The 26581-nt window shown below is 30.9% G+C and carries 27 protein-coding genes; 12 read left to right on the top strand and 15 right to left on the bottom strand.

The window, feature by feature from the left end:
- Positions 1-67: 67 nt before the first annotated feature.
- Positions 68-1390 (top strand): M24 family metallopeptidase, encoded by a 1323-nt coding sequence (locus NMK29_RS08260; protein ID WP_108804340.1) that lies wholly within the window; start codon positions 68-70, stop codon positions 1388-1390.
- 49 nt (positions 1391-1439) lie between these two features.
- Here NMK29_RS08260 and NMK29_RS08265 read toward each other — a convergent pair whose 3' ends face one another.
- From NMK29_RS08265 to NMK29_RS08295, 7 genes are all read right to left on the bottom strand, one after another.
- Entirely contained in the window at positions 1440-2237 is a 798-nt protein-coding gene (locus NMK29_RS08265; RefSeq protein ID WP_108804339.1) for a hypothetical protein, read from the bottom strand.
- A gap of 195 nt (positions 2238-2432) precedes the next feature.
- Positions 2433-2615 (bottom strand): hypothetical protein, encoded by a 183-nt coding sequence (locus NMK29_RS08270; RefSeq protein ID WP_108804338.1) that lies wholly within the window; start codon positions 2613-2615, stop codon positions 2433-2435.
- A gap of 130 nt (positions 2616-2745) precedes the next feature.
- Positions 2746-2946 carry a hypothetical protein gene (locus NMK29_RS08275; protein WP_108804337.1) on the bottom strand — a complete coding sequence of 67 codons (201 nt, stop codon included), beginning with the start codon at positions 2944-2946 and terminating at the stop codon, positions 2746-2748.
- Between the two features lie 170 nt (positions 2947-3116).
- Positions 3117-3740, bottom strand: coding sequence for a hypothetical protein (locus NMK29_RS08280; protein WP_108804336.1), 624 nt, complete (start codon positions 3738-3740; stop codon positions 3117-3119).
- A gap of 216 nt (positions 3741-3956) precedes the next feature.
- Positions 3957-5111 (bottom strand): hypothetical protein, encoded by a 1155-nt coding sequence (locus NMK29_RS08285; protein WP_108804335.1) that lies wholly within the window; start codon positions 5109-5111, stop codon positions 3957-3959.
- 113 nt (positions 5112-5224) lie between these two features.
- Positions 5225-6967 carry an AraC family transcriptional regulator gene (locus tag NMK29_RS08290; protein ID WP_108804334.1) on the bottom strand — a complete coding sequence of 581 codons (1743 nt, stop codon included), beginning with the start codon at positions 6965-6967 and terminating at the stop codon, positions 5225-5227.
- Between the two features lie 134 nt (positions 6968-7101).
- Positions 7102-8730, bottom strand: a complete 1629-nt coding sequence (locus NMK29_RS08295) for an acyl-CoA carboxylase subunit beta (protein WP_108804333.1) — start codon at positions 8728-8730, stop codon at positions 7102-7104.
- A gap of 266 nt (positions 8731-8996) precedes the next feature.
- Between NMK29_RS08295 and NMK29_RS08300 the strand changes: the two genes are divergently transcribed.
- The 7 genes from NMK29_RS08300 (at position 8997) to NMK29_RS08330 (ending at position 15414) form a co-directional block, all read left to right on the top strand.
- A complete protein-coding gene (locus NMK29_RS08300) occupies positions 8997-10403 on the top strand; it encodes a DNA/RNA non-specific endonuclease (RefSeq protein ID WP_108804332.1) in 1407 nt (468 codons plus the stop codon).
- Positions 10404-10608: 205 nt separating this feature from the next.
- The gene (locus NMK29_RS08305) at positions 10609-10791 is read left to right on the top strand and encodes a CAL67264 family membrane protein (RefSeq protein ID WP_108804331.1); all 183 of its coding nucleotides are present in this window, start codon (positions 10609-10611) and stop codon (positions 10789-10791) included.
- A gap of 57 nt (positions 10792-10848) precedes the next feature.
- Positions 10849-12540, top strand: coding sequence for an energy-dependent translational throttle protein EttA (gene ettA / locus NMK29_RS08310; RefSeq protein ID WP_108804330.1), 1692 nt, complete (start codon positions 10849-10851; stop codon positions 12538-12540).
- A gap of 27 nt (positions 12541-12567) precedes the next feature.
- Positions 12568-13146 carry a hypothetical protein gene (locus NMK29_RS08315; protein WP_108804329.1) on the top strand — a complete coding sequence of 193 codons (579 nt, stop codon included), beginning with the start codon at positions 12568-12570 and terminating at the stop codon, positions 13144-13146.
- Entirely contained in the window at positions 13140-13829 is a 690-nt protein-coding gene (locus NMK29_RS08320; protein ID WP_108804328.1) for an HAD family hydrolase, read from the top strand. The genes NMK29_RS08315 and NMK29_RS08320 overlap by 7 nt, the downstream gene beginning before the upstream one ends.
- Complete coding sequence (locus NMK29_RS08325; RefSeq protein ID WP_108804327.1) at positions 13829-14464, top strand: chloramphenicol acetyltransferase; 636 nt, start codon at positions 13829-13831, stop codon at positions 14462-14464. Before NMK29_RS08320 ends, NMK29_RS08325 begins: the two co-directional genes overlap by 1 nt.
- Positions 14465-14508: 44 nt before the next feature.
- A complete protein-coding gene (locus NMK29_RS08330) occupies positions 14509-15414 on the top strand; it encodes a DUF6268 family outer membrane beta-barrel protein (RefSeq protein WP_108804595.1) in 906 nt (301 codons plus the stop codon).
- A gap of 84 nt (positions 15415-15498) precedes the next feature.
- Here NMK29_RS08330 and NMK29_RS08335 read toward each other — a convergent pair whose 3' ends face one another.
- Positions 15499-16089 carry a hypothetical protein gene (locus NMK29_RS08335; RefSeq protein ID WP_108804326.1) on the bottom strand — a complete coding sequence of 197 codons (591 nt, stop codon included), beginning with the start codon at positions 16087-16089 and terminating at the stop codon, positions 15499-15501.
- A gap of 174 nt (positions 16090-16263) precedes the next feature.
- The gene (locus NMK29_RS08340) at positions 16264-16857 is read right to left on the bottom strand and encodes a pseudouridine synthase (RefSeq protein WP_108804325.1); all 594 of its coding nucleotides are present in this window, start codon (positions 16855-16857) and stop codon (positions 16264-16266) included.
- A 149-nt stretch (positions 16858-17006) separates the two neighbouring features.
- On the opposite strand from NMK29_RS08340, the gene NMK29_RS08345 reads away from it, so the two are divergent.
- The gene (locus NMK29_RS08345; protein ID WP_159092286.1) at positions 17007-17798 is read left to right on the top strand and encodes a hypothetical protein; all 792 of its coding nucleotides are present in this window, start codon (positions 17007-17009) and stop codon (positions 17796-17798) included.
- A gap of 238 nt (positions 17799-18036) precedes the next feature.
- A complete protein-coding gene (locus NMK29_RS08350) occupies positions 18037-18486 on the top strand; it encodes a cold-shock protein (RefSeq protein ID WP_108804323.1) in 450 nt (149 codons plus the stop codon).
- An 81-nt stretch (positions 18487-18567) separates the two neighbouring features.
- Here the strand turns inward: NMK29_RS08350 and NMK29_RS08355 are convergent, their stop codons facing one another.
- Entirely contained in the window at positions 18568-19368 is an 801-nt protein-coding gene (locus NMK29_RS08355; RefSeq protein WP_108804322.1) for an MBL fold metallo-hydrolase, read from the bottom strand.
- A 69-nt stretch (positions 19369-19437) separates the two neighbouring features.
- Positions 19438-20193, bottom strand: coding sequence for a TSUP family transporter (locus NMK29_RS08360; RefSeq protein WP_108804321.1), 756 nt, complete (start codon positions 20191-20193; stop codon positions 19438-19440).
- Positions 20194-20322: 129 nt separating this feature from the next.
- On the opposite strand from NMK29_RS08360, the gene NMK29_RS08365 reads away from it, so the two are divergent.
- Positions 20323-22056 (top strand): SulP family inorganic anion transporter, encoded by a 1734-nt coding sequence (locus NMK29_RS08365; RefSeq protein WP_234424304.1) that lies wholly within the window; start codon positions 20323-20325, stop codon positions 22054-22056.
- On the opposite strand, the gene NMK29_RS08370 is transcribed toward NMK29_RS08365, so the two are convergent.
- On the bottom strand, positions 22053-22460 hold the full coding sequence (locus NMK29_RS08370; RefSeq protein WP_108804320.1) for a hypothetical protein: 408 nt from the start codon (positions 22458-22460) through the stop codon (positions 22053-22055). The genes NMK29_RS08365 and NMK29_RS08370 overlap by 4 nt on opposite strands.
- A 21-nt stretch (positions 22461-22481) precedes the next feature.
- On the bottom strand, positions 22482-23444 hold the full coding sequence (locus tag NMK29_RS08375; RefSeq protein ID WP_108804319.1) for a hypothetical protein: 963 nt from the start codon (positions 23442-23444) through the stop codon (positions 22482-22484).
- A 272-nt stretch (positions 23445-23716) separates the two neighbouring features.
- On the opposite strand from NMK29_RS08375, the gene NMK29_RS08380 reads away from it, so the two are divergent.
- Positions 23717-24550, top strand: a complete 834-nt coding sequence (locus NMK29_RS08380; RefSeq protein WP_255411810.1) for a DMT family transporter — start codon at positions 23717-23719, stop codon at positions 24548-24550.
- Between the two features lie 22 nt (positions 24551-24572).
- On the opposite strand, the gene NMK29_RS08385 is transcribed toward NMK29_RS08380, so the two are convergent.
- Both NMK29_RS08385 and NMK29_RS08390 read right to left on the bottom strand, forming a co-directional pair.
- Positions 24573-26186: an FAD-binding protein gene (locus tag NMK29_RS08385; protein ID WP_108804317.1), complete on the bottom strand. Its 1614-nt coding sequence runs from the start codon at positions 26184-26186 to the stop codon at positions 24573-24575.
- Between the two features lie 19 nt (positions 26187-26205).
- Positions 26206-26529 (bottom strand): hypothetical protein, encoded by a 324-nt coding sequence (locus NMK29_RS08390; RefSeq protein WP_159092285.1) that lies wholly within the window; start codon positions 26527-26529, stop codon positions 26206-26208.
- Positions 26530-26581: the final 52 nt, after the last annotated feature.

Genomic DNA, 26581 nt, shown 5'->3' on the forward strand with positions numbered 1-26581 from the left:
ATCTACAAAGCATTGCAGGTGTCTCTTTTTTGTAATACTTTTATTCGATATTAATGAACCCACACAAATGAAAAGATTTTTTATATTCCTATTACTAATTTTTACTACAATCTCTCAAGCACAAATTCTTCCAGAAAGAGATAGAGCAGAGGTAATTGATCAAATATTAGCAGATCGTTTTAATAAACTATTACCACAGTTAATGGATCAAACTGATTTTGATATGTGGATATTGATTTCGCGTGAGTATAATGAGGATCCAGTATTAAAGACCATGTTACCAGCAAAATGGCTTAATGCAAGAAGAAGAACTATATTGGTTTTTTATAGGGATAAAGAAAAAAACACAATTGAACACCTTGCTGTAGCTAGATATAATGTTGGTAAGTATATTGATTCTGCTTGGGATAAGGAAAAACAACCGGATCAGTGGAAGGCCCTTACAGATATTATTGCAAAAAGGGATCCCAAAAAGATTGGAATTAATTATTCTGAACATTTTGGAATTGTAGATGGTATAGTTAAAACAGATTATGAAGAATTTATAAAAGAGTTACCAGATACTTACAAGTCTAGAGTAACATCTGCAGAGAAATTAGCTATAGCATGGATAGAAACTAGGACTGAACAAGAAATGGAAATCTATAAAGAGTTAGTACAAATCACACATGATATTATCGGTGAAGCATTTAGTACTAAGGTTGTGAAACCAGGTAGCACAACAACCGATGACGTGGTTTGGTGGTTAAGACAAAAAGTAACAGATATGGGACTTAAAACGTGGTTTCATCCAACTGTAGATATCCAACGGGATAATGAAAAGTTAGAAGATCACATAGTTTCGTTCTCCAATAGACCAAATGATAAAATTATCAAACAAGGGGATCTGATTCATTGTGATTTTGGAATTACATATTTAAGGTTAAATACAGATTGTCAGCAACATGCATATATATTAAAAAATGGAGAAATGGCTCCACCTGAATTCTTGATTAAAGCATTTGCGGATGGTAATAGAGTTCAGGATATTTTTACTTCAAATTTTGAGACAGGGAAAACCGGAAATGAGATACTATTAAAATCTTTAGAAGAAGGCAGAGCAGAAGGATTAAAACCTGCCATTTATACACATCCTTTAGGATTGTATGGACATTCATCGGGTACAACTATTGGAATGTGGGATTCACAAGGCGGTGTTCCTTTTACTGGAGATTATCCGTTACACCAAAATACCGTATATGCTATAGAACTTAATACTACAGTAACATTATCGGAATGGAATAAAGACATTAGAATTATGTTAGAAGAAGCTGGCTTTTGGGGTAAAGATGGATTTAGGTATGTCAATAAAAGACAAGAAGAATTGATAACTATTCCGAAAAGGAAATAAAAAAAGGGAGTTCCATTGTGAACTCCCTTTTTTTATTTTGATTTATATTTTATAATTCAATCTCTTCAGTAGTTCCATCAGGATATGTTACAAGTGCTTTGTCGTCGCAAGTTCCATCTCCATAATTAATAGAAGCGCTCAACGAATTTTTAGTCATTATTAGAGTACCTGTGGTAATATATCCACAACTAAAAGTACCTTCTAATGTAGGATCTGTTACTAGAGAATAACTGTCAGGACCTAAGGTTACTATCCAACTACCACCAATAGAATAACTAGCATTTGCTGTCCCAAGACCACTTACTGTATACGTTTTTGTTCCTTGTTCAGAAGCTGTAGTTCCATCAGCTAAAGTAATGGATAGGTCAGAAGTAACACTATATACAAAGTTACCACCATTAGTATCTAAAGAATAGGTAGTACTTTTGCTGCCATTAACAGAGTTTCCTGCAAAGGTTAAATTATCAAAAGTAATCGTTGTAGTAACGGTATTGTTTTCTATTACTACCATTACATTAATTGCTCCACTAATTGTTTCTCCATCCTCTGTAGTACAGTCGGTAAATGTTAGCGTGTAACCAGTATCAGTAATACTGAAATCTGCGCATCCAGGTCTGCTGAATTTTGAAGATAACTGCGCATTGGATCTATTTGTTGAGATATTATCCAAAGTCATGTTGTCAATAAAGTTGGATATTTTTTCAACTTCTAAACCCTTCATTACATCTTCTTGTGTTATATCAATAGATGCGTTGCTACTGTTGTCATCATCGCTACAACTTATGATAAATAAACTGGCAAGTATAGCGATACTTAATACTTTGATTTTTAAAAATGATTTGTTCATTATTTTTGCTTTTGTTTATAAATATTCAACTTAATAATATTGGTTTTAGTATATCTTAAACAATATTTTAAGTATGATATAAACTTCATGTAAGCTAAATCAAATCTTAATTAAAGGTATCGAAATTTAGTTTTATCGAATATTTAAAAGGCGATACCAAATGGTATCGCCTTAAGAATTTCTAAACAGAAAAAATTACGCTATTTGACACATACCCCAAAAACAAAAGAATTCTTCGTGTTCAAATCCAGGAATAGAATTTAAAACATTACAATCAGCGCTGCTATAACAACGCATTCCTGTATTTCCTCCGTTTACAGATTTTTGTTCTTGTTTGTTTAAAATTTGAGCGTCTTTTAGTTGCATTATTTTTTTCATCTTTTTATAATTTATTGATTTGTGTTTCAGTAAACGTTTTAAGACAGTTACTGTTTCTGTCTGTTACTTTTTATAAGCTTATAAATCTTTCTTGCTTAAGTGCTATAGGTTCAAAAATGATTGTTATTATCTAAGAAAATGAACAGATAGCAAGCGTTATGATATTTCCATTGATTATTTTTTCTACTCCACATTTTCCTGAACAACAATCATTATCATCTATGCATCTTCTAGCTTCATTTTGACATTCATGAGTACCTCCTTTAATTGATTTTTGATCTTCCTTTTTAATTGGAGTGACTCCGTTTAGGTTTAAAATTTTATTAATCATCGTGTAGTATTTAAAATTTGAATACGTTTTGAAAACATTTCCTTAATTAGAAACTTCTTAGAAATTTTATTAGTCTAGTTATTCCAAACAACGCTTGAAAGACCAACTATCATAATCTTTATTGGTTGCTGCCTTTATAAACTTATTATATAGATTTAGTCAGTTACAATTTATGGGCAATTTGGATTGCACGGTGGATCGATTGGATTTCCATCTCCACTAGTATATGGTCTACGTACAGTTCTGCCATCTGCCCATTTTCCAGGATCTGGATTTACTACCCAAATACGTAATCCGTTACTGGCAAATTGACTTCGTTCAAATGCTGATGATAAACGCAGTGTAATGACTTGTTGTCCTTGTGCATTTGTTGTTAGTGTGCGGTTAGAACCTCTATAAGTTCCTATAATAGTAGAGCCCGTAGTAGTTCTAATATCTACATAAGAATTGTTATCAAAATTGGAGCCCTTAATCCAAATACAATAATTGTCATCACAACCAGCTCCTGCACTAATTATATTTGGAGTACCGTTTCGTCTTACGATAGCACCATTATAACCTCCTGGGAATAAATTGGTAAAAGGACAATTATTATTGTATATATATTCCTCTACAAAGTATCCGTTCGGGATACCATCTACAGAACATATAAAAAGATATTCTGGATTACTTTTATCACTAATTTCATTCTCTAAAAACTCCTGTTCTTCTATAAAAGAATTATCTTCTTTCTCACAACTTTGAATTCCTATTAATAGAAATAGTACTGTAATTACTCTTATATAATTTTTCATGTCTTTAATCTGTTTTTTAAAATGATTTATGATTTGCCGGCCAGCTTATATTGGTAAAACTAGAGGTAAATCATTGATTATGAAAAAGAAGAAAAGTCAGTTTTATAAAATTGATGTTGTTTGTAAATAGTATAGCGGTCAGGGTTTCTCTATTAATAAAAAAACGATTTCTATTATTTAAGAAATCGCTTTTTAAATTTGGATGTTTTATTAAAACTATTCTTTTTTTATTATTGTCCCAAAATATCTAATATCTCCAGTACTTTTATGTATAAATAAAGAATAATGGTAATTACCAGAAGGTATTTTATTCTCATCCAGATAAGAAATTTCAAGATGATTTGCTTGCGCAGGAAATATATACCCCTTTTGATAAACTATATTACCTTTATTATCATAAATTTGAATAGAAACAGTACTGGTATAAGTTGAGTTTAAATAAAATCCAAAAGTAACTTTATCTCTAAACGGGTTTGGGTATACCTTTAGATTGTTAGAGTTTACTTCGATAGATGGAATTTCATACGTGATTCTATTATTACTATCACCATCACTATATTCTAGAATATCTTTATCCTCATCTACAACAATGTTGATTTTACGTCCCACAATATCGTCATATGTGTTGGAATTTATAAATAATAGCGAATTTGTACTTTCATTGCCTTCAAGCGGCCTAATATTTGTTTTGCCTAGTAAAATTGACTTTTCATTTTCTGTATAATAATATCTAACTTCTGTAGATTCGTTGATATCATAATTTCTTGAATTTAATATTTGACTTTTTATATAGTATCCATCCATTATGTATTGATTTAAAGGATTAATAACTTCTGCATGGGTAATTATGTAATCACCAAGCTCATCATATTTATAGATAGAAAATGGAACATTAATCTTATCAACTAAACCAATATAGTTCTCTGTTAGTTTTACATGAAATAGATAATCACCCGAGTTTACATAGTATTTATCAAGATATATCGATCTACTATCTAATAAAACCCTTTCTTTTCCAATTTGATTAGATATTACCCTAGTATCAGGATCGGGTCTTGTAGGTGGAATAATTATTGGATTAAGAGTTGTATTGATAAAATTAGGAGATACAGAAAAATGTATTTCTTTTTGCCCAGGTGGTCTGTAAAAACTGGAAGGATAAATGCCAAATATGTTAATAATTATTTTCCCACCATATCTATGAAGTTTTAGTTCTTCTAAATCGTCTTGGTTGATGAGTATTTTTCCTGAATTAATATCTATATCTATATCTAAAATTATTTCTCGGAAATCAAAATGACTTTGCGCAAAAGAATATGTTGAATAAATGATCAAAAAAAATACAACAGGCATTAGAGTTTTATAGTTCATTTTTATCTCTTTAATTGGTTCATTGTAAAAATAAAGTTTGGATATGTAGAACTAATTATAATATGGTTTTATAAACGTCAATTTTATAAAATTGATCGAATTTTGTCTTCAATTTAAGACTTTATTCCATTTTTTTCATTCGTGTTAGTAATCTCGGTACTTACTTTTTTGATATAATAAGAATGACTAAGTCCTGTTTGTTTTTTAAAGGCAGATGCAAAGGTATTTACACTTCCATATCCTAGTTCACCAGCAATAGCTTTAATGGTATATGACCTAAATTTAGGATCATTGTTTAATCGATTTCTAAAATATTTAATCCTTAGTTCATTTACATACTCATTGAATGATTGTTTCTTATATTCATTAATTATTTTGGATAAATAGGTCGTATTGGTATCAATTTTCTTTGCTGTGTTATATAGATTACAATCGATGGTTAAGTAAAACTCTGTTTTTTCTAAAGCAGACAATTTTTGCAATAAATTTTCTATTTTTTTATCAGTGATAAATTCGTTTTTCGAAACCACTGGAATATCTTTTTCTGGAATAGATTCATGTATTCTTTCTTTTTGTAATTCTTCGTAGAGGAGTTTGTTTTTTCGTTTGGTTTTGATATTATATATCAATGCCGCGATAGCCAAGGTAAGTGCAAAAAGAAAACTGATTATATAAATAGTATTTTGTGATATTAGATCTTGGTTTTGTTTTTCTAAATTTTCTATATCATAATCATATAGTTTCTCTTGAGCACTGTTTTCATTCTCATACAAAGATTGAATGATTTTATTGTATTCATTACTATACTTAAATTGAAGATCGGTATCGTTGAGTTTTTCTCCACATTTTTTTGCTAAATCTGAGGCTTCTCTTATTTTTTCAATTTCTAGATTCTCTTTAAGGTGTTCAAAATTTTCAAGCAGTAATTCTCTTGTTTTTTTATATTCTTCTTTCCAAAAAAAACAGGTTGCTATATGTAGATTCGCTGTAAAAAGATCCGGATCATTTTTTTTATTTTCTTTTAATATATCGGATTTGGCTATTGCTAAATAGGAAAGCGCTTTTTCATATTTTTTCTTTCCTATATATACTTCTCCAATATTAAGATTAAAGCTGATAATATATGTTTTTAGATCACGTTCTTCGGCATATTGTAATCCTTTATAATCATAATTTAACGCTTTATCATAATTACCCATTTTATAATAACACACTCCAATACCTTGGATAGCAGACAAGTATCTAGCGTCATGATTAGTGTCAGATTTATATGTTGGTTTTTGAAGTAATTCTAAACCTTTTTGTAAAGATACTAATGCCTTTTCATTTTGATTTAATCGTATTCGTATTTGACCAATACTCACTAAATTATCAATTTCATATTGCTTTAGGTTATATTTTGTTATAACCTTTTTCATCAGTAAGTACTGTTTAAGCGCATTTTCACGATCTCTTTTCTCTTGGTAACATGCCCCTAGAATAGATAAACCACTTACGATATAATTTCCTTGATCTAATTTTTCTGCAGAATACACAGCTTTATTACCATATTGAATAGCTAAATTATAATCTTTTTTTGAATGACTTATATTGCCTAAATAGAAGTTGGCCCAAAATTGAATTGTATCATTTTTTTCTTTGAGCCCTCTATCTAAATAAGTTTTATAGCCTAATTCTCCTAGATCTAAATCTTTATTTGAAATTTGAAATAGATACGATTCTACAGTATCTCTATTTTTTTCATTTAGAATAAATTCTGAATCATTATTGGATATACTCTTTTCCTGAAAAGCAAATCCATTACAAAATATTAATAAGAGTATGGTAAATACTATAGGTGTGGTAAGAACTCTCATAAACTAAAAGATAATATACCTAAAAAGGAATTAAGATGTATTAAATTATTATTTTACAGTAATTGAATTTACTCAATTACTGTAAAACAATAAGGTGTAATCAAATATTGTTATACTAATAAATAGTACGTTTATTACACTTGTATCACCCCAAGATTAAAAGGTTTTTCGATAGGAGCGTGGTCAGCAGCTTCAATACCCATAGAAATCCATTTTCTAGTATCTAATGGATTAATAATTCCGTCTGTCCAGATTCTTGCTGCAGCATAATATGGAGAAATCTGCTTATCATAACGAGCTTTAATTTTATCAAATAAAGCCTTTTCATCTTTTTTAGAGAGTTCTTCTCCTTTTTTCTTTAAGGAGGCAGTCTCAATTTGCAATAATACTTTTGCCGCTTGAGCACCACCCATTACAGCAAGTTCGGCACTTGGCCAAGCACAGATTAAACGAGGATCATATGCTTTACCACACATTGCATAATTACCAGCACCGTAAGAGTTACCAATAACTACCGTAAATTTTGGGACTACACTATTGCTAACAGCATTTACCATTTTAGCGCCATCCTTTATAATACCACCATGTTCACTTTTACTTCCTACCATAAATCCAGTAACGTCTTGTAAAAAAACCAAAGGAATTTTCTTTTGATTACAATTGGCAATAAATCTGGTAGCTTTATCTGCAGAGTCAGAGTAAATAACTCCTCCAAACTGCATTTCTCCTTTTTTATTTTTGACAATTTTACGTTGATTAGCAACAATACCTACAGCCCAACCATCAATACGCGCATAACCTGTAATTATTGTTTGACCATAACCAGATTTATATTCTTCAAAATCAGAATCATCCACTAATCTATGAATGATTTCCATCATGTCATACTGTTCATTTCTAGCTTTAGGTAATATACCATAAATATCATTCGGGTCCTTTTTTGGTTTTATAGATTTAACTCTATTGTATCCAGCTTTGTCAAAATCACCGATCTTAGAAACAATATTTTTTATAGTGTCAAGAGCATCTTTATCATCTTTAGATTTATAATCTGTAACTCCTGAAATTTCACAATGTGTAGTAGCTCCGCCTAGTGTTTCATTATCGATACTTTCTCCAATAGCGGCTTTTACAAGGTAGCTACCAGCTAAGAAAATACTTCCTGTTTTATCCACAATTAAAGCTTCATCACTCATAATAGGCAAATATGCACCTCCTGCAACACAGCTTCCCATTACAGCCGAGATTTGAGTAATTCCCATACTACTCATTACTGCATTATTTCTAAAAATTCTACCAAAATGTTCTTTGTCAGGAAAAATTTCATCCTGCATAGGAAGATAAACTCCAGCACTATCTACTAAATAGATAATAGGTAATTTATTTTCAATAGCTATTTCTTGTGCTCTTAGATTCTTTTTACCAGTTATAGGGAACCAAGCACCGGCTTTTACTGTAGCATCATTAGCAACAACGATACATTGCTTACCACTTATATGGCCTATTTTAATTACAACTCCTCCACTTGGGCATCCACCGTGTTCTTCATACATTTCATCTCCTGCAAAAGCACCAATTTCTATGGCTTTGTCATCATCGTCCAGTAAATATTCAATTCTTTCTCTTGCAGTCATTTTACCTTTGGCGTGTAACTTTTCTATTCTCTTTTCTCCACCGCCTAATTTTACTTTTGCTAGTTTTTGACGTAACGCGGAGACCAGTAGTTTATTATGATCTTCGTTTTTATTGAAGTTTATATCCATTTGTGTGTATTGTATCTATTGTTTGCACGAAAATACAAAAAACAAGTAGTTTTTAAATCATTAAAATTTTCACCGAATTCATCAATTTCTTTTTTAGTGAAATGTTTAATAAATGTTAACAGATTTATGTAAAAGATTAAATTCTATAACATTTCTATAACAGTTTGCTAACTTTTGATTATCAGATATTTAACACTGTAGAGCTAGTTTTATGGATACATTAAATCCAACTATAAAAAATTACTAATCTATAATCAAATGCTACTATGAAATTATTGAAATTAAATTCGATTTTATACCTACTGTCTTTTGCTGTTTTTATAACAAGTTGTAATGTAGATGATGATAATCTTCATTCGGAAATAGAAACTAATCCTGTTTCTATAAGTGGAGAACTAAAAACTGAAACCTTTTTATATGATAATGAAGGACCACATGATTATAATCCAAATGGGAAAAGGCAAGATGGTTTTATAGAAACGTATGAGTCAGGTTCTAAATCAAGCTATGCAGGAGCAAGTGTTACTTTATCATCTGGAGATTGGTATTTAAGTGATGCATTATTAGGCGGGTTATCTAATGACCGTAAATACGGATCTAAATCTGTGAGAATTCGAAATACAGGCTATGCAATCATGTCTTTTAATATGGATAATGGCGCTGAAACTATTAGAATTCGTCATGCAAAATATGGCAACGATGGCACATCTACGTGGAGATTAATAGCTTCTTATGATAATGGTGCTTCTTGGTATTATATAGGTTCTAGGGTAACAACAAATTCTACAACGCTAAACACTGTGGCCTTTGATGTGAATGAAACCGCGAGTGTTCGGTATGGAATTCAAAAAATTTCTGGAGGATCTAATAGAATAAATATAGATAATGTAGAAGTAGTGACTAGCTCTACTGGTGGTAATGCTGGAATAGATAGTAATATTACCTTTGGTAATCCTTCTGATGCAAATACAAGCTCTACTAATTATTATCTTTCCAAGCCTGATTTTTCTTTATCATATAATAACAATACAGGAACAGCTAATTGGGTAAGTTGGCATTTAAGCAGTGCTTGGACTGGAAATACCCCAAGATGCAATTGTTTTAAAAGAGATAATGATTTACCAAGTAGTTTTTTCAGAGCTACATCTAGTGATTATACTAACTCAGGCTTTGATAGAGGACATTTATGTCCATCTGCAGATCGCAATGGATCAGAGGATTCTAATGAAAACACGTATTATATGACTAACATTGCTCCGCAAGCTCCGGATAATAATCAGAGAAGTTGGGCCAATTTTGAAAATTATCTCCGGTCATTAACGTTAGAAGGTAATGAGGTTCATATCATTGCTGGTGTAGCAGGAAGTGGAGGAACAGGAAGAAATGGTTTTGCCTCTTCTATCGATGGAGGTAATATTATTGTTCCTGATTCTTTTTGGAAAGTTGCTTTGATTTTACCTAATGGTTCTAATGATATTAATAGAGTAACGACTTCTACTCGAGTTATTGCTATCAATGTGCCTAATGATCAAGGTATAAGTACTGATTGGACTCAGTTTAGAACATCGGTTAATTCTATCGAAAGTTTAACAGGATATGATCTCTTTGAGAATATTGACAATGCTATTGAGTCAGTAATTGAGTCGGTTGTAGATAACGGCCCTTCAAGTTAAGTAATAAATAGATTTATAAAAACAGGGACTTAATATTTTAGGTCCCTGTTTTTATAAAATAATTTCATAACTTATTGTTTAACAAATAGTAAAGTGTTTTTATGATCTAAGATCACTCCAAAATGTTATTTTTTGATGATAAAATACCGATATTTGTATGCTGTTTTTGATTTTTCATTAAGAACAGTTAACTAAATAACTTGCTATGGGAATGAATAAAAATACAGTATTAGCGTGGGCCACATTTATAATGATTTTGGTAGGACTTGGTTTAATAGCACTTGGAGCATTTAAGTACTATGATGTCTCTGGTTGGGGTTTTGCCGCTGTTGGAGTTGGTTTTTTAGCTAATGCTTGGGTATTTAATGCTTTAAAAGGTAGAGTATAATTATCCAAAATTCATTTGGATTACTAACAATATTATTAAAATAATTTATAGGGGCTTATGTCAGATGATAAAAAGATTATCTTTTCTATGTCTGGAGTTACAAAAACGTTTAAAAGCGCTAACACTCCAGTTTTAAAGAATATATATTTAAGTTTTTTTTACGGTGCTAAGATTGGGATTCTTGGTCTTAATGGATCTGGTAAATCAACTTTATTAAAAATTATTGCGGGAGTTGATAAAAATTATCAAGGGGATGTAGTATTCTCTTCGGATTATTCTGTGGGATATTTAGAACAAGAACCGCAGTTAGATCCTGAAAAAACGGTTTTGGAAGTGGTTAAAGAAGGTGCTGCAGAAATGGTAGCTGTTCTTGATGAGTATAACAAAATCAATGATATGTTTGGTTTAGAAGAAGTCTATAGTGACGCAGATAAAATGCAGAAACTAATGGATAAGCAAGCATTATTACAGGATCAGATTGATGCTGGTAATGGTTGGGAACTGGATACCAAACTAGAAATAGCAATGGATGCGTTAAGAACTCCTGATTCTGATAAAAAAATTGGAGTTCTATCTGGAGGAGAGCGCAGAAGAGTAGCGCTATGTCGTTTATTGCTTAAGGAGCCTGATGTTTTACTATTAGATGAACCTACAAACCACTTGGATGCAGAATCAGTACATTGGTTAGAGCATCATCTGGCGCAGTATAAAGGAACTGTAATAGCAGTAACTCACGATAGATATTTCTTAGATAATGTTGCTGGTTGGATTTTAGAATTAGATAGAGGAGAAGGTATACCTTGGAAAGGTAATTATTCTTCTTGGTTAGATCAGAAATCTAAACGATTAGCACAAGAAAGTAAATCAGCTTCTAAACGTCAAAAAACTTTAGAGCGAGAATTAGAATGGGTTCGTCAAGGTGCGAAGGGAAGACAAACTAAGCAAAAAGCTCGTCTTAAGAATTATGATAAATTAATGAGTCAAGATCAAAAACAACTTGACGAAAAATTAGAAATATATATACCGAATGGACCACGATTAGGGACCAATGTGATTGAAGCTACAGGTATAAGTAAAGCTTATGGAGATAAGCTTTTATATGAAGACCTAAATTTTAAACTTCCTCAAGCTGGTATTGTTGGAATTATTGGGCCTAATGGAGCTGGAAAAACTACAATTTTTAGAATGATTATGGGAGAAGAAACTCCGGATAAAGGAAGTTTCTCTGTAGGTGAAACCGCAAAATTGGCGTATGTTGATCAATCTCATTCTAATATAGATCCTGAGAAATCTATTTGGCAAAATTTTAGTGATGAACAAGATTTAGTGGTGATGGGAGGTAAAGAAGTTAATTCTAGAGCATATCTTAGTAGGTTTAATTTTGGTGGAAGTGAGCAAAATAAGAAAGTTTCCACACTTTCTGGAGGTGAGCGTAATAGGTTACATTTAGCGATGACGTTAAAAGAAGAAGGTAATGTATTGCTTTTAGATGAACCGACTAATGATCTTGATGTTAATACGTTACGAGCTTTAGAAGAAGGTTTGGAAAATTTTGCAGGATGTGCCGTTGTAATATCTCACGACCGTTGGTTCTTAGATAGAATTTGTACGCATATATTAGCTTTTGAAGGTGATTCACAAGTATACTTTTTCGAAGGTAGTTTTTCTGACTATGAAGAAAATAAAAAGAAACGTTTAGGAGGTGATTTAATGCCTAAGCGAATTAAGTATAAAAAATTAGTAAGGTAATTTATTTTATTTATTTAAAATCAAACTATGAATTTAACTCTTAAGTTATGTGTGTTTCTATTGTTTTCAATAGGCGCATATGCACAATCAGAGTATCCACATATATTAGTTTTTAAAGATGGCTCTGAAATAAGAGGAAAAGTTGTTGTTTGGGATAGGAGTAAAGTGGTTTTTAGAAAAGCCAATACCAATGAGAAAGAAAGCTATAAATATAAATCACTTAAATCTATACTTGATTTTGATACGCGTAAGGAGTACGAAGGATTATTTGTATTACGGCAATTAAAGGGCACAGACAAAACATTACGATTAAAAAAGGCTATTTCTGGAAAAGTCGATTGTTTATATATTCCAAGGGAAATATCCTCTGCAGCGTTTGGGTCTGATGCCGTTACAGTTACGTCAATGTATTACTTATCTAAAGAAGAAGATGGTAATGAAGTCATAAAAATTAGATCTGGACTGCAATTTAAGAAAACTAAAAAGTTGCTAATAGAGTATTTTAAAGATTGTCCTGATTTAATATCTAAAATCGAAGAGGGCTATTTTGATGATAACATTGAAGCTTTAGAACCAATAGTAAAATATTACAATACCAAATGTTAAGTAAAATAAAAGTAATTGCTTTTGACGCGGATGATACCTTATGGGTGAATGAAACTTTTTTTAGAAAAGCTGAAGAAGATTTTTGTGAGCTTGTGTCTAAATATCTCTCTAAAGAAGAAGCAAATAAATTACTTTTTGAAGTTGAGATGCAAAACCTCGATTTATATGGGTATGGAATAAAGCCATTTACGCTTTCTTTAATCGAAGCAGCATTGCGGATAACTAATGGAAATTTGAACGCTAAGCTTGTAGAAACTTTGATAGCTAATGGAAAACAGATGTTGCAAGAGCCCGTGGAGTTAATCGATGGAATTGAAGAAACATTGCAATACTTATCTAAAAAATATCGTTTGGTTATGGCTACTAAGGGAGATTTATTAGATCAAGAACGAAAATTAATTAAATCTGGATTGGAGAAATACTTCCATCATATAGAAATTGTTTCAAATAAAACTGAGAAACAGTATAAGAAACTAGTGGATCATTTAGATATTGATGAATCCGAATTCTTGATGATCGGCAATTCTCTAAAATCAGATGTTATACCGGTGTTAAATATTGGAGCGCATGCGTATCATATTCCTTTTCATACTACTTGGGCTCATGAAGTGCATAATGGAACAATTGACAACCCTAATTTTAAAAGTTTAGATAGTTCTAAAGAATTGTTAGAATTTTTATAATGAAAACAGTACTAGATCTCACAAATTGGAATAGAAAAGAACATTATGAATTCTTTGGTTCTTTTGATGAACCTTTTTTTGGGATTGTGTCTAATATTAATTTTACAAAGGGATATCAAAAGATTCAAGAAAATGGATATTCCTATTTCCTCTATTATCTACATAAAGCAGTAAAAGCAGCAAATACTATAGAACCATTTCGATATAGAATCGAGGATAACAAGGTTTATGTGTATGATCAAGTACACGTTTCTGCCACTATAGGAAGAGATGATCATACTTTTGGTTTTTCATTTATAGAATATGATGAAAACTTTAAGGTGTTCGAACAAAATGCTCAAAAGGAAATAGAGGCGGTTAAAAACTCTAAAGGATTACGACATAATGATAATGCTAAACGAATGGATAGCTTACATGTTTCATCAATTCCTTGGTATAATTTTACAAGTATTTCACATGCTAGACATTTCCAATATAAGGATAGTGTTCCAAAAATATCCTTCGGTAAGTATGTTAAAATAGAAGATGAAATCCATCTCCCAATCTCTGTTCATGTTCATCATGGCTTAATGGATGGATACCATGTTGGTGAATATCTAGAAGAATTTCAACGATTGTTAAATGAGGATGAATAATTAATATGTATTTTAATTATTTTTCGAAGTATTACATGTTATCTATGAAAAAATGGTTTTTATTTTCCTTCTTTATTTTATGTTCTTTTTTTACTAAAGGGCAAGATTATACAGATATTGTTCGATTAAATGTATCTAGGGCTAATTTTGAAGATAAAGAAAATACGTTTGATACTGATGTAACAAATATCAATTTTGAAGTTATATATCCTAAAATTATAAATGATGATTTAATTTTGTTAACAGGGTTAACCGTAGAGCATACGAGTTTAGATTTTTCAAGTGTATCATCTAATGAAAATCTTATAATGACTCGACTAAATGCTGGAGTAAAAATTAACCATTCAGAAAAATGGTCTGGTACCTATGTAGTGCTTCCTAAATTAGCTTCTAATTTCGAAAATATAGGTTCTAAGGATTTTCAAATTGGTGGAATTGCACTTTTGGATTTTCAGTATAATGATAACGTAAGAGGAAAATTTGGACTATACTCTTCCTCAGAGAATTTTGGAACAATTATAACACCTCTTTTAGGTTTCTTTTATAGGTCAGCAAATAAAAAGTTTCATATGGATGCTGTTCTTCCAATTCGTTTAGAAGTAAACTATAAATTATATAATCATTTTAGTTTAGGTTTGGATCTAAGAACTTCTGTTAAATCATATAATATAGTAGATCAAGATGTTGAGTTTTATGCACAAGAAGAATCTGTAAGAGTTGGTTTTTACGGTTCTTATGAATTATTTGATGATTCTTTGTTAATAAGAGCGAAGTTTGGTCTAGATACTACAGATTATGGTGTTTATGCGTCAGATGATACATCAGGTGTTCAGTTGTTAACATTTACACTTAATGATGATGAAAGAATACGACTGAATAATGAATTCGATAGTACTTTATTTTTTGGGTTGGATTTTATATATAGATTCGATATTTCATCAAAAAAATAAAATAATTTCGAGAAATTATTTGGTGTTATAAAGGGATATCTAGTTATAGATACCCCTCTTGTATATATGATCAAAGTGGTTTATTTAGCGATGTACATATCCTATTACACCTTCATATGAATATCCAGCACTAATACCTTCATTGTAGTTTGTAGTATATAAATGATCTGTATTTGAAGATCCATAAAATCTATAAAGTTTTACTCTTCCACTTCCTGCACTATTATGAATGTATGCAGCTTTCTTAATGTTTCCGTATAGGGTTCTAACACTATAATCTTTCCATCCTTTTCTTAATAAACTAAATTGTTCTGACCCACTCGTGGTCATAACGAAATCTTTATTTCCAGGAGCTAATAGAAAAAAGACCTGTTTTGTTCCGGATGGTACTGATTGATTATAATCAAAGGTACCTAGTTTAAATGGTCTACCTTCATAAGTTCCAATTCCAACACCGAGGTTTAAAACTCTATACGTGTGTACCGTATTTGATCCTCCAGAATAATAACGGCTAACCGGAGATATCGCAGTTGCTTTGCCATTGATTTCAGAAGTAGTTTCAAGGTCTTCTAATACTGTGCTTTCAGATTGAATTTCTTCTTTTTCACAAGAGATAAAGGTCAATACAGTAAAAATCGCTGTAGATAAGATTGATAATTTTAATTTGCTTTTCATAATTTAAGAATGATTTATTGTTATATACCTCAAAGATGTAGTTTACTAGGTTTTCTTAAATTATTTTGTGGGTTTTTAATGGGGAAATTGTGGACTAATGTAGATGTTTAGGTGATGCGTGTTTTAAAAATAGTTTTTTAATGACAAATCTATTAAAGCGTAACCGTAAACTACTTACTGTATTACTGTTTGCAGCTCTATTACTTCTCCTGGTTCCATGTTTTTTAGTAGAATATTTCCAATTCTCACTCGTATTAATCGTAAAGTTGGGAACCCTACAGCAGAAGTCATTTTTCGCACTTGTCTAAATTTACCTTCTGTTAATGTTATAGATACCCAAGAAGTTGGTCCATGTCTGTCATCCCTTATTTTTTTTGATCTTTCGGGAAAATCGGGGATTTCCTTAATCTTAAATGCTTTACAGGAATTAGTCGTGTATTTTTTTCCATCAAAACCAATTTCTACTCCATTCATTAATTTAGATACTGCATCATCGGTAATATCACCATCTACTTGAGCGTAATATTCTTTTTCAATTTTCCCGCTACATATATAGTTACTTGTTTTACCATCTGTGGTTAATAGTAATAAACCTTCTGATTTTTCATCTAATCTCCCAATTGCCATCGTACCTTCTGGGAAATCAAAGAGATCTCCTAACAATTTTTTGGAATTTTGTTTTTGTCCATTGTTTATAAACTGACTTAAATACCCATAAGGTTTATAGATCATAAAATGTCTTTGATCTTTGTTATTGTCTGTTAGCATTATTGAATGGATATTTATTTTTTAATTAAAGCATCAAATGTAATGATTGAATAATTGCTTAGGAAAACTTTTATCTTTTTCAGGTTAACTTTTATGTTTTGTTTTTGACTAAGTAATGATCAATTTAACTAATTAAAATAATCGTTACTATGTCAATTCATATGATTGGACAGTCATATCATCAAGATATTATTATCGGAGGGTATGGCTCAGGAAGAAGAAGGAACAGAGCACCTAATTATTTTGCACCAAATCCATTAGATTCTTGGGAGCATGATCGTACAAGAGGATTTTATCAAGTGGTAGAGAATGAGGATTTAATTGATATACATTATTATAGATCGAATGAGAATGTTTCTATAAATATATATCAAGTGATACGTTCGGAAGTATTATTGGTAGAAAGGACATTGGATTTAATACCTTCAGGACATTTAAGATGGTTAAAAGAGCGTAAACCAGCAGGAATTATATTTGCCGATTCTGCGGGTAGAGGTAGTTCTGAGCGATATACAGGTGGTTTAAATCCTGGATATGATGATCTAAATACTTCGTTTTTTGATGAAAGCCAAGGTATAATAATTACATATGGGGCTTTATGGCGTTATCAAAATATTGGAATTATTCCAACATTGATTCATGAAATTGGTCATGTAATGACACATGCCGGTAAGATTAATTATCGATTTTTTTCTGAATCCGATAGAGAAACACTTTCTAATACTAGAGTTTCTAGAAATCCCGGAAGTCTAGAAGCTTTATGTAATGCATATATGTATTTTATCTGTTTTGCTAGTTATACGCCGGTAATAAGATTGTTTGGAAGTAGACCACTAATATTAGAAAGAAGTCCACAAACTCGTGCTGCATTAAGAAGATGTAGGGCGTTTACTTCGCGAATGTTATCTCCTCATGAGATGTTACGTTTTAGAGAAAGATAGTATTGTTCTTGTATTCATATGATGACTTGTGCATTAAATTAGTGTGTTAATTACTAAGAAATTAAAAAGTATAATTTATCTTTGCATTAAATAAATGCATATTCTATGTATTTAGTCGTTGTAACCACTGGGTCAATTCTTCGGTAAGTCAATAAGATGATATTATGATTTTCCAATTGTTTGTTTAGTATTTCGATGACGATTCATTACTTAACAAATAAAATTATATTTATAATATATGGCAAAATCACAGCAGACTTTTAGCAAAATTGAAAAAGAAAAAAAGAAACAGAAGAAACGCGAAGAGAAGCAAAAAAAGAAAGAAGAGCGTAGAGCTAATTCTAAAAAAGGAAGTGGTTTTGATAATATGATTGCATATGTTGATGAAAATGGACATCTTACGGATACACCACCAGATCCATCAAAAAAGAAAAAAATAAAGGCCGAAAATATTGAAATCGGTATTCCTAAGAAAGAACACGTTGAAGAGGATCCTATCAAAAAAGGTAAAGTAGCATTTTTTAATGATTCTAAGGGATATGGTTTTATTACAGAACATGAAACACAAGAAAAGTTTTTTGTTCATGTAAATGGTTTAATGCAAGAGGTTAAAGAAGGAGATAAAGTGCAGTTTGAATTGGAAATGGGAATGAAAGGATTAAACGCAGTGCGTGTAAAGAAGATTTAATAAGTAAATCTAGATAGCTAAAAAACAAAAAGCATTTACAGTTAATTTCTGTAAATGCTTTTTGTTTTTTAGTACTTTCCTTTATTTAGAATACCAGTTTAATTGTACTACTTCTATTTCTGAATTACCCTTAGTTACAATTTCTTTAAACTTAACTACATCACTAAATCCATCTGTGCCTCTATAGTGATAGGGGTATATTTCTTTTGGTTTAAATTCTAATACAGCATCAGCTGCACTCTCCACGGTCATAGTGTAAGGTAGATTCATGCAAACAAATGCTTTGTCTATATCTTTTAGTGCTCTCATTTCAGGGATATCTTCTGTATCTCCTGAGAAATATAACCGCTCTTCACCTAACGTAATAACATATCCATTTCCACGACCTTTATTATGAAATTTTAGCGCTTCTTCTCTTAAATTATACATTGGTATTGCTTCAATGGATATTCCATTTACCTCCTTTATTTCTCCATTGTTTATGATTACTAATTGTTTGGTGTAATTAGCAGGTAGTTTTTCAGCAACCGCTTGTGGAACAACAATTTTCGATTTTGAGAGGTCCAGACTATTAAGTGTTTCGATGTTCATATGGTCTCCATGAATATCTGTAATCAGAACTATACTTGGTATCTTTTGATTTTCAAACGCTTTTTTACCACCAGTAGGGTCTATATATATAATATTGTTTTTATATTCTAGCACTGCTGTTGCGTGAGAGATTGGGATAATTTTTAAATCAGAAATTGGTTTTTTTATAGATTCTTCTTTTGCAATAGCATTAGCTTCATCGGTGTTTGCTGCTTTTTCTTCTTTTACATTTGATTTACAACTGATTAAAAATATGCTAAGAGCAAAAATGCCAAGGGTATATGTTTTCATTATATGTGATTTTAGTTTCCTTAACAAGGTATAAAATGGTGATAAAACAGGAAATATTTTAATGTAAGATTAACTATCTATCCATAGCTTAATAGCCATAGCTATTACCATTATTACCAAAAATATTTTAACAATTCCATCTCCTTTTTTTACAGACCATCTACTGGCGATCCAACCACCACTGGCATTACCAAAAGCTAATACAAATCCATATAAATAGTTGATTTGATTATTATATGCAAAAATAATCAATGCACCAATGGTGTATATAAAAACCACCAAAGCTTTTACTGCATTTGAAGAAACTAGGCTCATTTTATTAATGGTACTTAATGCCAAAAGAATAAAAATGCCAACTCCTGCCTGTATGAAACCACCGTATATTCCAATTATAAAAAAGGTGATGATAGAAAACACACGATACTTTCCTTGTATTCGTTCTGTAAAATCTACCAAATTAACTTTAGGTTTAAAAACCATAAAAAGAACCACAATCAACATTACAATTGCGAGTATCTTATTAAAGGTTTCACCTTTTATGTCGATTGCTATTTTTGCTCCGATTAACGACCCTATCAATGCGGATAGGCCTAAGTATACACTAAAAATTGATGGTTTTATACCTTTGCTTTTAAATCCAGCAACCGATGTAATACTCTGAATAAAAATCCCGATTCGGTTTGTGCCATTTGCTATTGCTGGTGGCAATCCCATAAAGATAGGCATCGGTAATGTTAACAATGATCCTCCTCCAGCTATAGTATTGATAACTCCTGCTATAAAACCAACTATTGCTAAAAGAATAAGAAGTAGTGTTTCGTTCATTTAAATATGTTTCCTCCCAAAAATAGGTAAAACAAAAAATACAAGCGCTTTTTTAAAATCAATTGGTATAAATTATTAAACTATCGTAGATTTACCATTACGAATGAAAAATCAACTAGCAATAATTCTTTGAATAAAATAATTCCCATTTTAGAGGCTTTAAAGGGCTATGGCAAAATGACTTTTGCTTCTGATGCTATTGCGGGTATAACTGTAGGGGTGGTACTTATTCCTCAGGCGATTGCATATGCTTTGCTTATGGGAACCCCACCAATATATGGACTGTATGCTTGTTTAATTCCGTTGATTATATATGCTTTTTTTGGAACATCAAGACAATTAAGTATTGGTCCTGTAGCAGTAACTGCAATTTTAGTAATGAGTGGAGTAAGTCAGCTTGCGACTCCTTTTACTGAAGAGTTTACTAATTTGGTGATTTTTTCTGGTTTATTAATAGGAATATTGCAGATTGTACTCAGTCTGCTAAGGATGGGGTTTTTAGTTAATTTGATTTCGCAACCTGTTATTTCTGGTTTTATTTCTGCCGCAGCTATTATTATTATCGTTTCTCAACTTAGTGAATCATTAGGAATGAAAATTCCTAATTTTGATTACCCACATGAATCAATATGGTATGTTGTACAGAACATTTCTTCGATTCATGTAATCACATTAAGTATGTGTTTGGGATCAATAGTCATTATGCTTATTCTTAAAAAAATAAAAAAATCATTTCCGGGAGCACTTTTTGTTTTAATAGTAACAACTGTAATTACAATTATTTTTGATTTAAAGAAATTAGGTCTTTCAGTTATAGAAGATGTTCCAAAAGGTTTGCCATCTTTTAGTATTCCTGATATGAGTTATGATTCTATGATAGCATTAATCCCTTCTGTACTTACGGTTACTTTTATTGGTTATGTTGGTAGCATTGGTATTGCTAAATCCTTAGAGATGAAAAATAGAGATCACATTGTTCGTCCTAATCAAGAATTATTGGCTTTAGGCTTAGCAAAAGTTATTGGTGCATTTTTTCAGGCAATCCCTTCTTCAGGAAGTTATAGTAGATCAGCTATTAATGATGAGGCAGGAGGAAAGACTACGATTTCATCTATTATCACTGTTGTTATGGTGGTCATATCTTTATTGTTCTTGACTTCGTTCTTTTATTATATTCCAAAGGCAGTTTTAGCGGCTATTATATTAGTTTCAGTTTTTGGATTGATCAATATCAGTGAGGCAAGATATCTTCTCGCATTAAGACGAAGGGAGTTTATCGTAATGTTCATAACATTTATAGGGACATTAGTTTTTGGTGTAGAAAAAGGTATTTTTATTGGAGTCATATTATCTTATATTTTCTTACAATATTATAGCTCAAGACCGCATGTCGCAGAATTGGTAAATATTCCGAATACCAATTATTATCGTAATATCAAAAGATTTCCGGATGCTACGAGGTCATCTAGGTATTTGATTATTCGATTTGATGATCAATTATATTTTGCTAATACTAGTTATTTTAAAGATGCTATATTAAATCAAATACATAAAAGAGAAGTGTTGCCAGAGTTTTTGATTTTAGATAGTACGAATATTAATGATATTGATAGTACAGGGTTACATATTTTAGAAGACGTTCACCGGTATTTGGAGGATTTAGGAGTACAATTATTAATCACTGGGACAATTGGTCCTGTTCGGGATTTTCTTAAAAGATCTGGTTTTACAGATAATTTAGGTAGTCAACATAATTTTTTAAACATAGAAGATGCTGTTAATTACGCAGATAATAAGACTGTTCAACAAAATTCTCTTGAGGTAGCAGTTCAGTATAATAAGAAACGTTCTTTCCTTGATTAAGATTTGAATATTTCAGGCTCTTCGTTTATTTTTTTGAACTGTATTATTTTAGTCTTATAACCACCAAAAACAAGACGTTTTGCTTGAAAAGTAAACATAATAGTATAGTTTTTTTGTTTCATGTTCATAAGATTTTCTGGATGTAGCTTCCTAAAATCAGTTTTGTTTATATAAATCCATTTAATACATTCGATTTCGGTTTCCGTTTTTAGAAATACTCTTCTTTTTTTTAATATTAAGGATTCAAAAGAGTATCTAAAAAAATCATTCTGTCCTAAATCGATTAATTTATATTTTACTGTAGAACTACCATGGATTATTTTGGGATACGCAATTTGATATCTTAATAAAATAAGTGTACAGAATAATATCAGAGTTATTAAAATAAATCCTGTAATTATCATTTTATTTAATTGTAATCATCATTATTTCTCGTAAACGTGCATTTTTATTCCCATACCATAATTCATAAAACCTTTCTGGATTAATGTATTATTTTCACTGTATTCTTTGTCGAAGCGTTGCCAAGTTCTGTTTTTGAAAAATATTCTTCTTGTAAATGTAATATTGTTGTCTATTTTATCGGTAAACGGGAGTAGTGGTCTAAATGTAGTAGAGACTTTTACGATTCCTTTACGTGTTTCTACTTCATGGTATTTTTTGGTATGTTGTAGTTTTCCTTGCTTATCTGTATACCCTAATACTTGAACAGATATAAATATACCATTTTTAGGAACAAATACTTTGTATTCAGAAATATTAAGTTCGAAATTTGTTTTGTCTTTGTTTGTTATTCTAAAAATAATATCATCACCTGCCAATCTCTTTCCAGGTGCACCATTTGTGTTTTCATAGAACTGCATTTTAAACAAAGTAGAAAAAGATTGTTTTCTACTAGAAGATCTTTTAGAACTTTCCATCATAACGGGTAAAAAAACAGAAGCAATTTTAGTTGATTTCATATAATCCCTAGGGAAAAAGACTGCTATTTCCGATTCTACAGTAGGTAACCAACATCTAAAGTAATCATCGTGTATTTCAGAACTTTTTTTCTTTGTCTTATACTTGCCTAAATTTTCTGCTTTTACAACTACTTCTTGAAGTTCTGCAATATCAGGTGTTAATAAAATAGTCTTTGGGAGATTATTTGTGCTAAGACCCTTTTCTTTATATCCAAGTGCCGATATATATAATGAATCGATGTCGCTATATCTTTTTTTAGAAAATTTAAAGATTCCATCTTCATCAGCAAATAATCCATTACCATTACCAAATGAAATTGTAGCATAAGATATAGGGAATTTTTGTACAGAATCTTTGATTGTGTATACTTGACTATAAATACCACTGGATATCAGTAATAGAAGGATATAGAGGACTTTTTTCATAGTAGGTTAGGAGACTAAATAGGCTGTTAAAATAGTGAAAATATTTTAAAACATTCTTTATATTTCATTAGTTACAAATGTAATCGCTCTTTAATGCATTGACTTTTCATATTTTGATATAATCAAAAAAGAAGCCAAAAAATGAATAAATTATTATTTTTAAGTATTGTTTTTTAATAATAACATACTGGTTAAAGATTAAATAATATAGGTACATACTCTATCTTTGCAAGATTAATAATATTCCTTATTTGGTTTAAAACAAAGAGTGTTTGAAAAAAGCAATTTATTTTATGCTACTAAGCACCGTTTCTTTTACGGTGATGAATTTACTGGTTAAATATTTAGTAGGCTTTAGTGCATATCAATTAGTTTTTTTTAGATCAATCGGAACTTTGTTTTTTACGATGCCATTTTTAATTCATCATAAAATATCAATTCTAGGAAATCAAAAGAAGTTACTAGTACTTCGTGGTTTAGCAGGGGTAACCTCTATGGGGTTGTTTTTTATGTCGGTAGAATATCTTAAAATAGGTTCTGCAGTATCTCTACGGTATCTTTCTCCAATTTTTGCTACTATATTAGCAGTTATATTTTTAAGAGAAAAAGTTAAAAACATTCAGTGGTTATTTTTTTTATTAGCGTTTACAGGTGTTTTGATTATCAAAGGATTTGATGCAGAGATTAATTCTTTAGGATTGGTATTAATTGTTTTTTCTGCGCTATTTAGTGGATTTGTATATGTTTTAATTAATAAAATAGGTTTAAGAGACCATCCGGTAGTTATTGTGAACTATTTTATGTGGATTGCTACTGTTTTAGGTGGAATTCTATCTATTTTTAATTGGAAGAAAACTCCACAGGGTATGGAGTGGGCATTATTATTAAGCTTAGGAGTCTTCGGCTATTTTGGCCAACTATTTATGACAAAAGCTTTTCAATCACAAGTTACTAATAAGGTAGTTTCTTTAAAATACATGGAGGTAATATTTACCATGATAGCAGGTATTTTCTTATTTGGGGATAAATATCCTTTGCTTAGCGTTTTAGGTACTATAATGGTAATTACTGGATTAATTCTTAATATGTTTTATAAATCTAAATAGATAATGATTGTAGTATTTATACTTAAACAATTATTCCAGATTTTTTATTCAACCCACATTGTTCCAAAAACTTATTAGTAAATACTTCTCGCGTATCGTCATCCAGAAGCTCGTTACGTGAATCTATCCAATGTTGGACAATAGTGGTGCCATACATTTTTTGTATCCTGTTATAATTAAGGTTGAAATTTATTTTACCCCAATGTAGTGTGTATGCAATGTTCTTTGCTTCTAATCGATTCCATATTTTGTCATAAAAATCTCTGGTTACTTTAGAGTCAACACCGTCTAATTCCAAAACACAAGTTTTAGTAAATTTTGTAAAACCTAATAATGCTTTTGTGCCTTTTACATATCGCAAAGAAATTCCTCCAGGAAAAGGATTGCCATTATCAATAATATCCATTATTTCTTGTACTACTTGTACGCTATCTTTAATATTTATTCCAAGTGCCGCACTTGCGACTTTTCCTCTAAATTTAGTATTGTTATATGTTTCTCCAATAGTGCCTTCTAAAGCAGGAGTTTCTTTATAAGCCAAAGGAAATAATAGATTAACTAAGCTTGGTACTAATTTTACAGATAAAGTACCTAGACTGTCCATCATAGTTTGTATTAGACCTAATAAATCATCTCCATATGTTAATCCATTTTGATCTCTTTCTCTTCGTGTGTAATCGTCACGGTATTTTCTCTTGTATGCAACCTTAATAAAAACACCTTTGTCAATATTATTGGGTTTAAAATCATATGGATTTATAAGTACTTCAAAATGGTATAATTCTCTATCCAGAGAAACTTCAGGAAAAGGCATTAAATCTTTAATACCAGAAAAGTTTTGTGTAGTCATTGTATTTTTTAAAGCATCATTATATGCTACTTTATCAATACGATGTTCTTCTAATAAAAATTTGGGTTCTGTTTCTATTAATACACCATGAATGAAACCAAAACTTCCAAAACTTACGATTGCAGCGTTAAACATGATATCATCCTGAATTCTTTCTGCTCCTAGCCAATTAACAAATTTATCAGACATAATAGGAGTAGACTCTCTCTCTAACCAAATATGTCTATCCTGGCCTACTATTAAGTGTAATCCTACTACAAAGTCCTGTAATGCACCAACGTTATAAGCAGCACCGTGTGTTCCTGTAGATAATGCTCCTGCGATGGTTTGACCATTACTAGCACCGGATGCTTTAATGGATCTGCTTGGTCTTTTTTCTTTTTCGAGTTTAGCATTTAGTTGTAAGATAGACATTCCGCATTGCGTAAAAAATAAGTTTTCTGGAATACCTCCTTCGTTTAAATAATCTTTTGCTACGTATGATTTAGAGATAGAAAAAGAAAGCCTTAGTGATTTAGTGTCAATAATACCTCCTTCAGAAACAGCTACTTTAGAAAAAGACCAGCCGCTACCCATTGCGCGTAATCTGATTTTATTTTTAATAGCATGTCTTATTAACCATTGGATGTTTTTAGTGGTAGCTCTATATTTTTCAGAACTTTTAGATAAAGAATGGTCGTTTCTTATTTTAAAAGAAGCATTTTTAGTTAATTTTTGAGTAAAATTTTGATGTCTGTTTTCCCAAGAAGTGATTGGTAGTATTTCTATGCCTTTTGGTAATGCCATTTTTGAAGTTTTTTAATTGTTATAAATCTTCGATAGGAGTTTCTACAGGTGCGCATTCCCATTCTATTGTTTGTGGGACTGCTATACCAAGAGTAATTGCTGAAATTAAAATATATCCCAGGTTGGTTTTACTAGTAACAGCATTCATTTTTTTAGATTCACATTCTGGGTTGATATCTTTAGGAGTTACTAACCCCCAAGCATAACTCCAGGATGTTTTATGATGTTTTACAATAGAATCATTATCATACTCGCTGACAACTCGTGTTGACATACAGCTCTGAAAAAGGATTAAAAGCAATAATAATATGCTAATTGTGCGTAATTGGATATAATTTTTCATACCTCAGATGTTTTATGAGGCAATAAGACGATTGAAGGGTGACTATGTTATT

This window comes from Aquimarina sp. Aq107 (assembly GCF_943733665.1).
Classification (GTDB): Bacteria; Bacteroidota; Bacteroidia; order Flavobacteriales; family Flavobacteriaceae; genus Aquimarina.

Coding starts and splice junctions, on each gene's coding strand:
- NMK29_RS08280 (WP_108804336.1), bottom strand. CDS start 3,740: ATGAAAAATTATATAAGAGTAATTACAGTACTATTTCTATTAATAGGA.
- NMK29_RS08390 (WP_159092285.1), bottom strand. CDS start 26,529: ATGAAAAATTATATCCAATTACGCACAATTAGCATATTATTATTGCTT.
- NMK29_RS08320 (WP_108804328.1), top strand. CDS start 13,140: ATGTTAAGTAAAATAAAAGTAATTGCTTTTGACGCGGATGATACCTTA.
- NMK29_RS08340 (WP_108804325.1), bottom strand. CDS start 16,857: ATGCTAACAGACAATAACAAAGATCAAAGACATTTTATGATCTATAAA.
- NMK29_RS08330 (WP_108804595.1), top strand. CDS start 14,509: ATGAAAAAATGGTTTTTATTTTCCTTCTTTATTTTATGTTCTTTTTTT.
- NMK29_RS08290 (WP_108804334.1), bottom strand. CDS start 6,967: ATGAGAGTTCTTACCACACCTATAGTATTTACCATACTCTTATTAATA.
- NMK29_RS08370 (WP_108804320.1), bottom strand. CDS start 22,460: ATGATAATTACAGGATTTATTTTAATAACTCTGATATTATTCTGTACA.
- NMK29_RS08275 (WP_108804337.1), bottom strand. CDS start 2,946: ATGATTAATAAAATTTTAAACCTAAACGGAGTCACTCCAATTAAAAAG.
- NMK29_RS08355 (WP_108804322.1), bottom strand. CDS start 19,368: ATGAAAACATATACCCTTGGCATTTTTGCTCTTAGCATATTTTTAATC.
- NMK29_RS08325 (WP_108804327.1), top strand. CDS start 13,829: ATGAAAACAGTACTAGATCTCACAAATTGGAATAGAAAAGAACATTAT.
- NMK29_RS08385 (WP_108804317.1), bottom strand. CDS start 26,186: ATGGCATTACCAAAAGGCATAGAAATACTACCAATCACTTCTTGGGAA.
- NMK29_RS08315 (WP_108804329.1), top strand. CDS start 12,568: ATGAATTTAACTCTTAAGTTATGTGTGTTTCTATTGTTTTCAATAGGC.
- NMK29_RS08305 (WP_108804331.1), top strand. CDS start 10,609: ATGGGAATGAATAAAAATACAGTATTAGCGTGGGCCACATTTATAATG.
- NMK29_RS08350 (WP_108804323.1), top strand. CDS start 18,037: ATGGCAAAATCACAGCAGACTTTTAGCAAAATTGAAAAAGAAAAAAAG.
- NMK29_RS08265 (WP_108804339.1), bottom strand. CDS start 2,237: ATGAACAAATCATTTTTAAAAATCAAAGTATTAAGTATCGCTATACTT.
- NMK29_RS08285 (WP_108804335.1), bottom strand. CDS start 5,111: ATGAACTATAAAACTCTAATGCCTGTTGTATTTTTTTTGATCATTTAT.
- NMK29_RS08260 (WP_108804340.1), top strand. CDS start 68: ATGAAAAGATTTTTTATATTCCTATTACTAATTTTTACTACAATCTCT.
- NMK29_RS08335 (WP_108804326.1), bottom strand. CDS start 16,089: ATGAAAAGCAAATTAAAATTATCAATCTTATCTACAGCGATTTTTACT.
- NMK29_RS08375 (WP_108804319.1), bottom strand. CDS start 23,444: ATGAAAAAAGTCCTCTATATCCTTCTATTACTGATATCCAGTGGTATT.
- NMK29_RS08360 (WP_108804321.1), bottom strand. CDS start 20,193: ATGAACGAAACACTACTTCTTATTCTTTTAGCAATAGTTGGTTTTATA.
- NMK29_RS08345 (WP_159092286.1), top strand. CDS start 17,007: ATGTCAATTCATATGATTGGACAGTCATATCATCAAGATATTATTATC.
- NMK29_RS08295 (WP_108804333.1), bottom strand. CDS start 8,730: ATGGATATAAACTTCAATAAAAACGAAGATCATAATAAACTACTGGTC.
- NMK29_RS08300 (WP_108804332.1), top strand. CDS start 8,997: ATGAAATTATTGAAATTAAATTCGATTTTATACCTACTGTCTTTTGCT.
- ettA (WP_108804330.1), top strand. CDS start 10,849: ATGTCAGATGATAAAAAGATTATCTTTTCTATGTCTGGAGTTACAAAA.
- NMK29_RS08270 (WP_108804338.1), bottom strand. CDS start 2,615: ATGAAAAAAATAATGCAACTAAAAGACGCTCAAATTTTAAACAAACAA.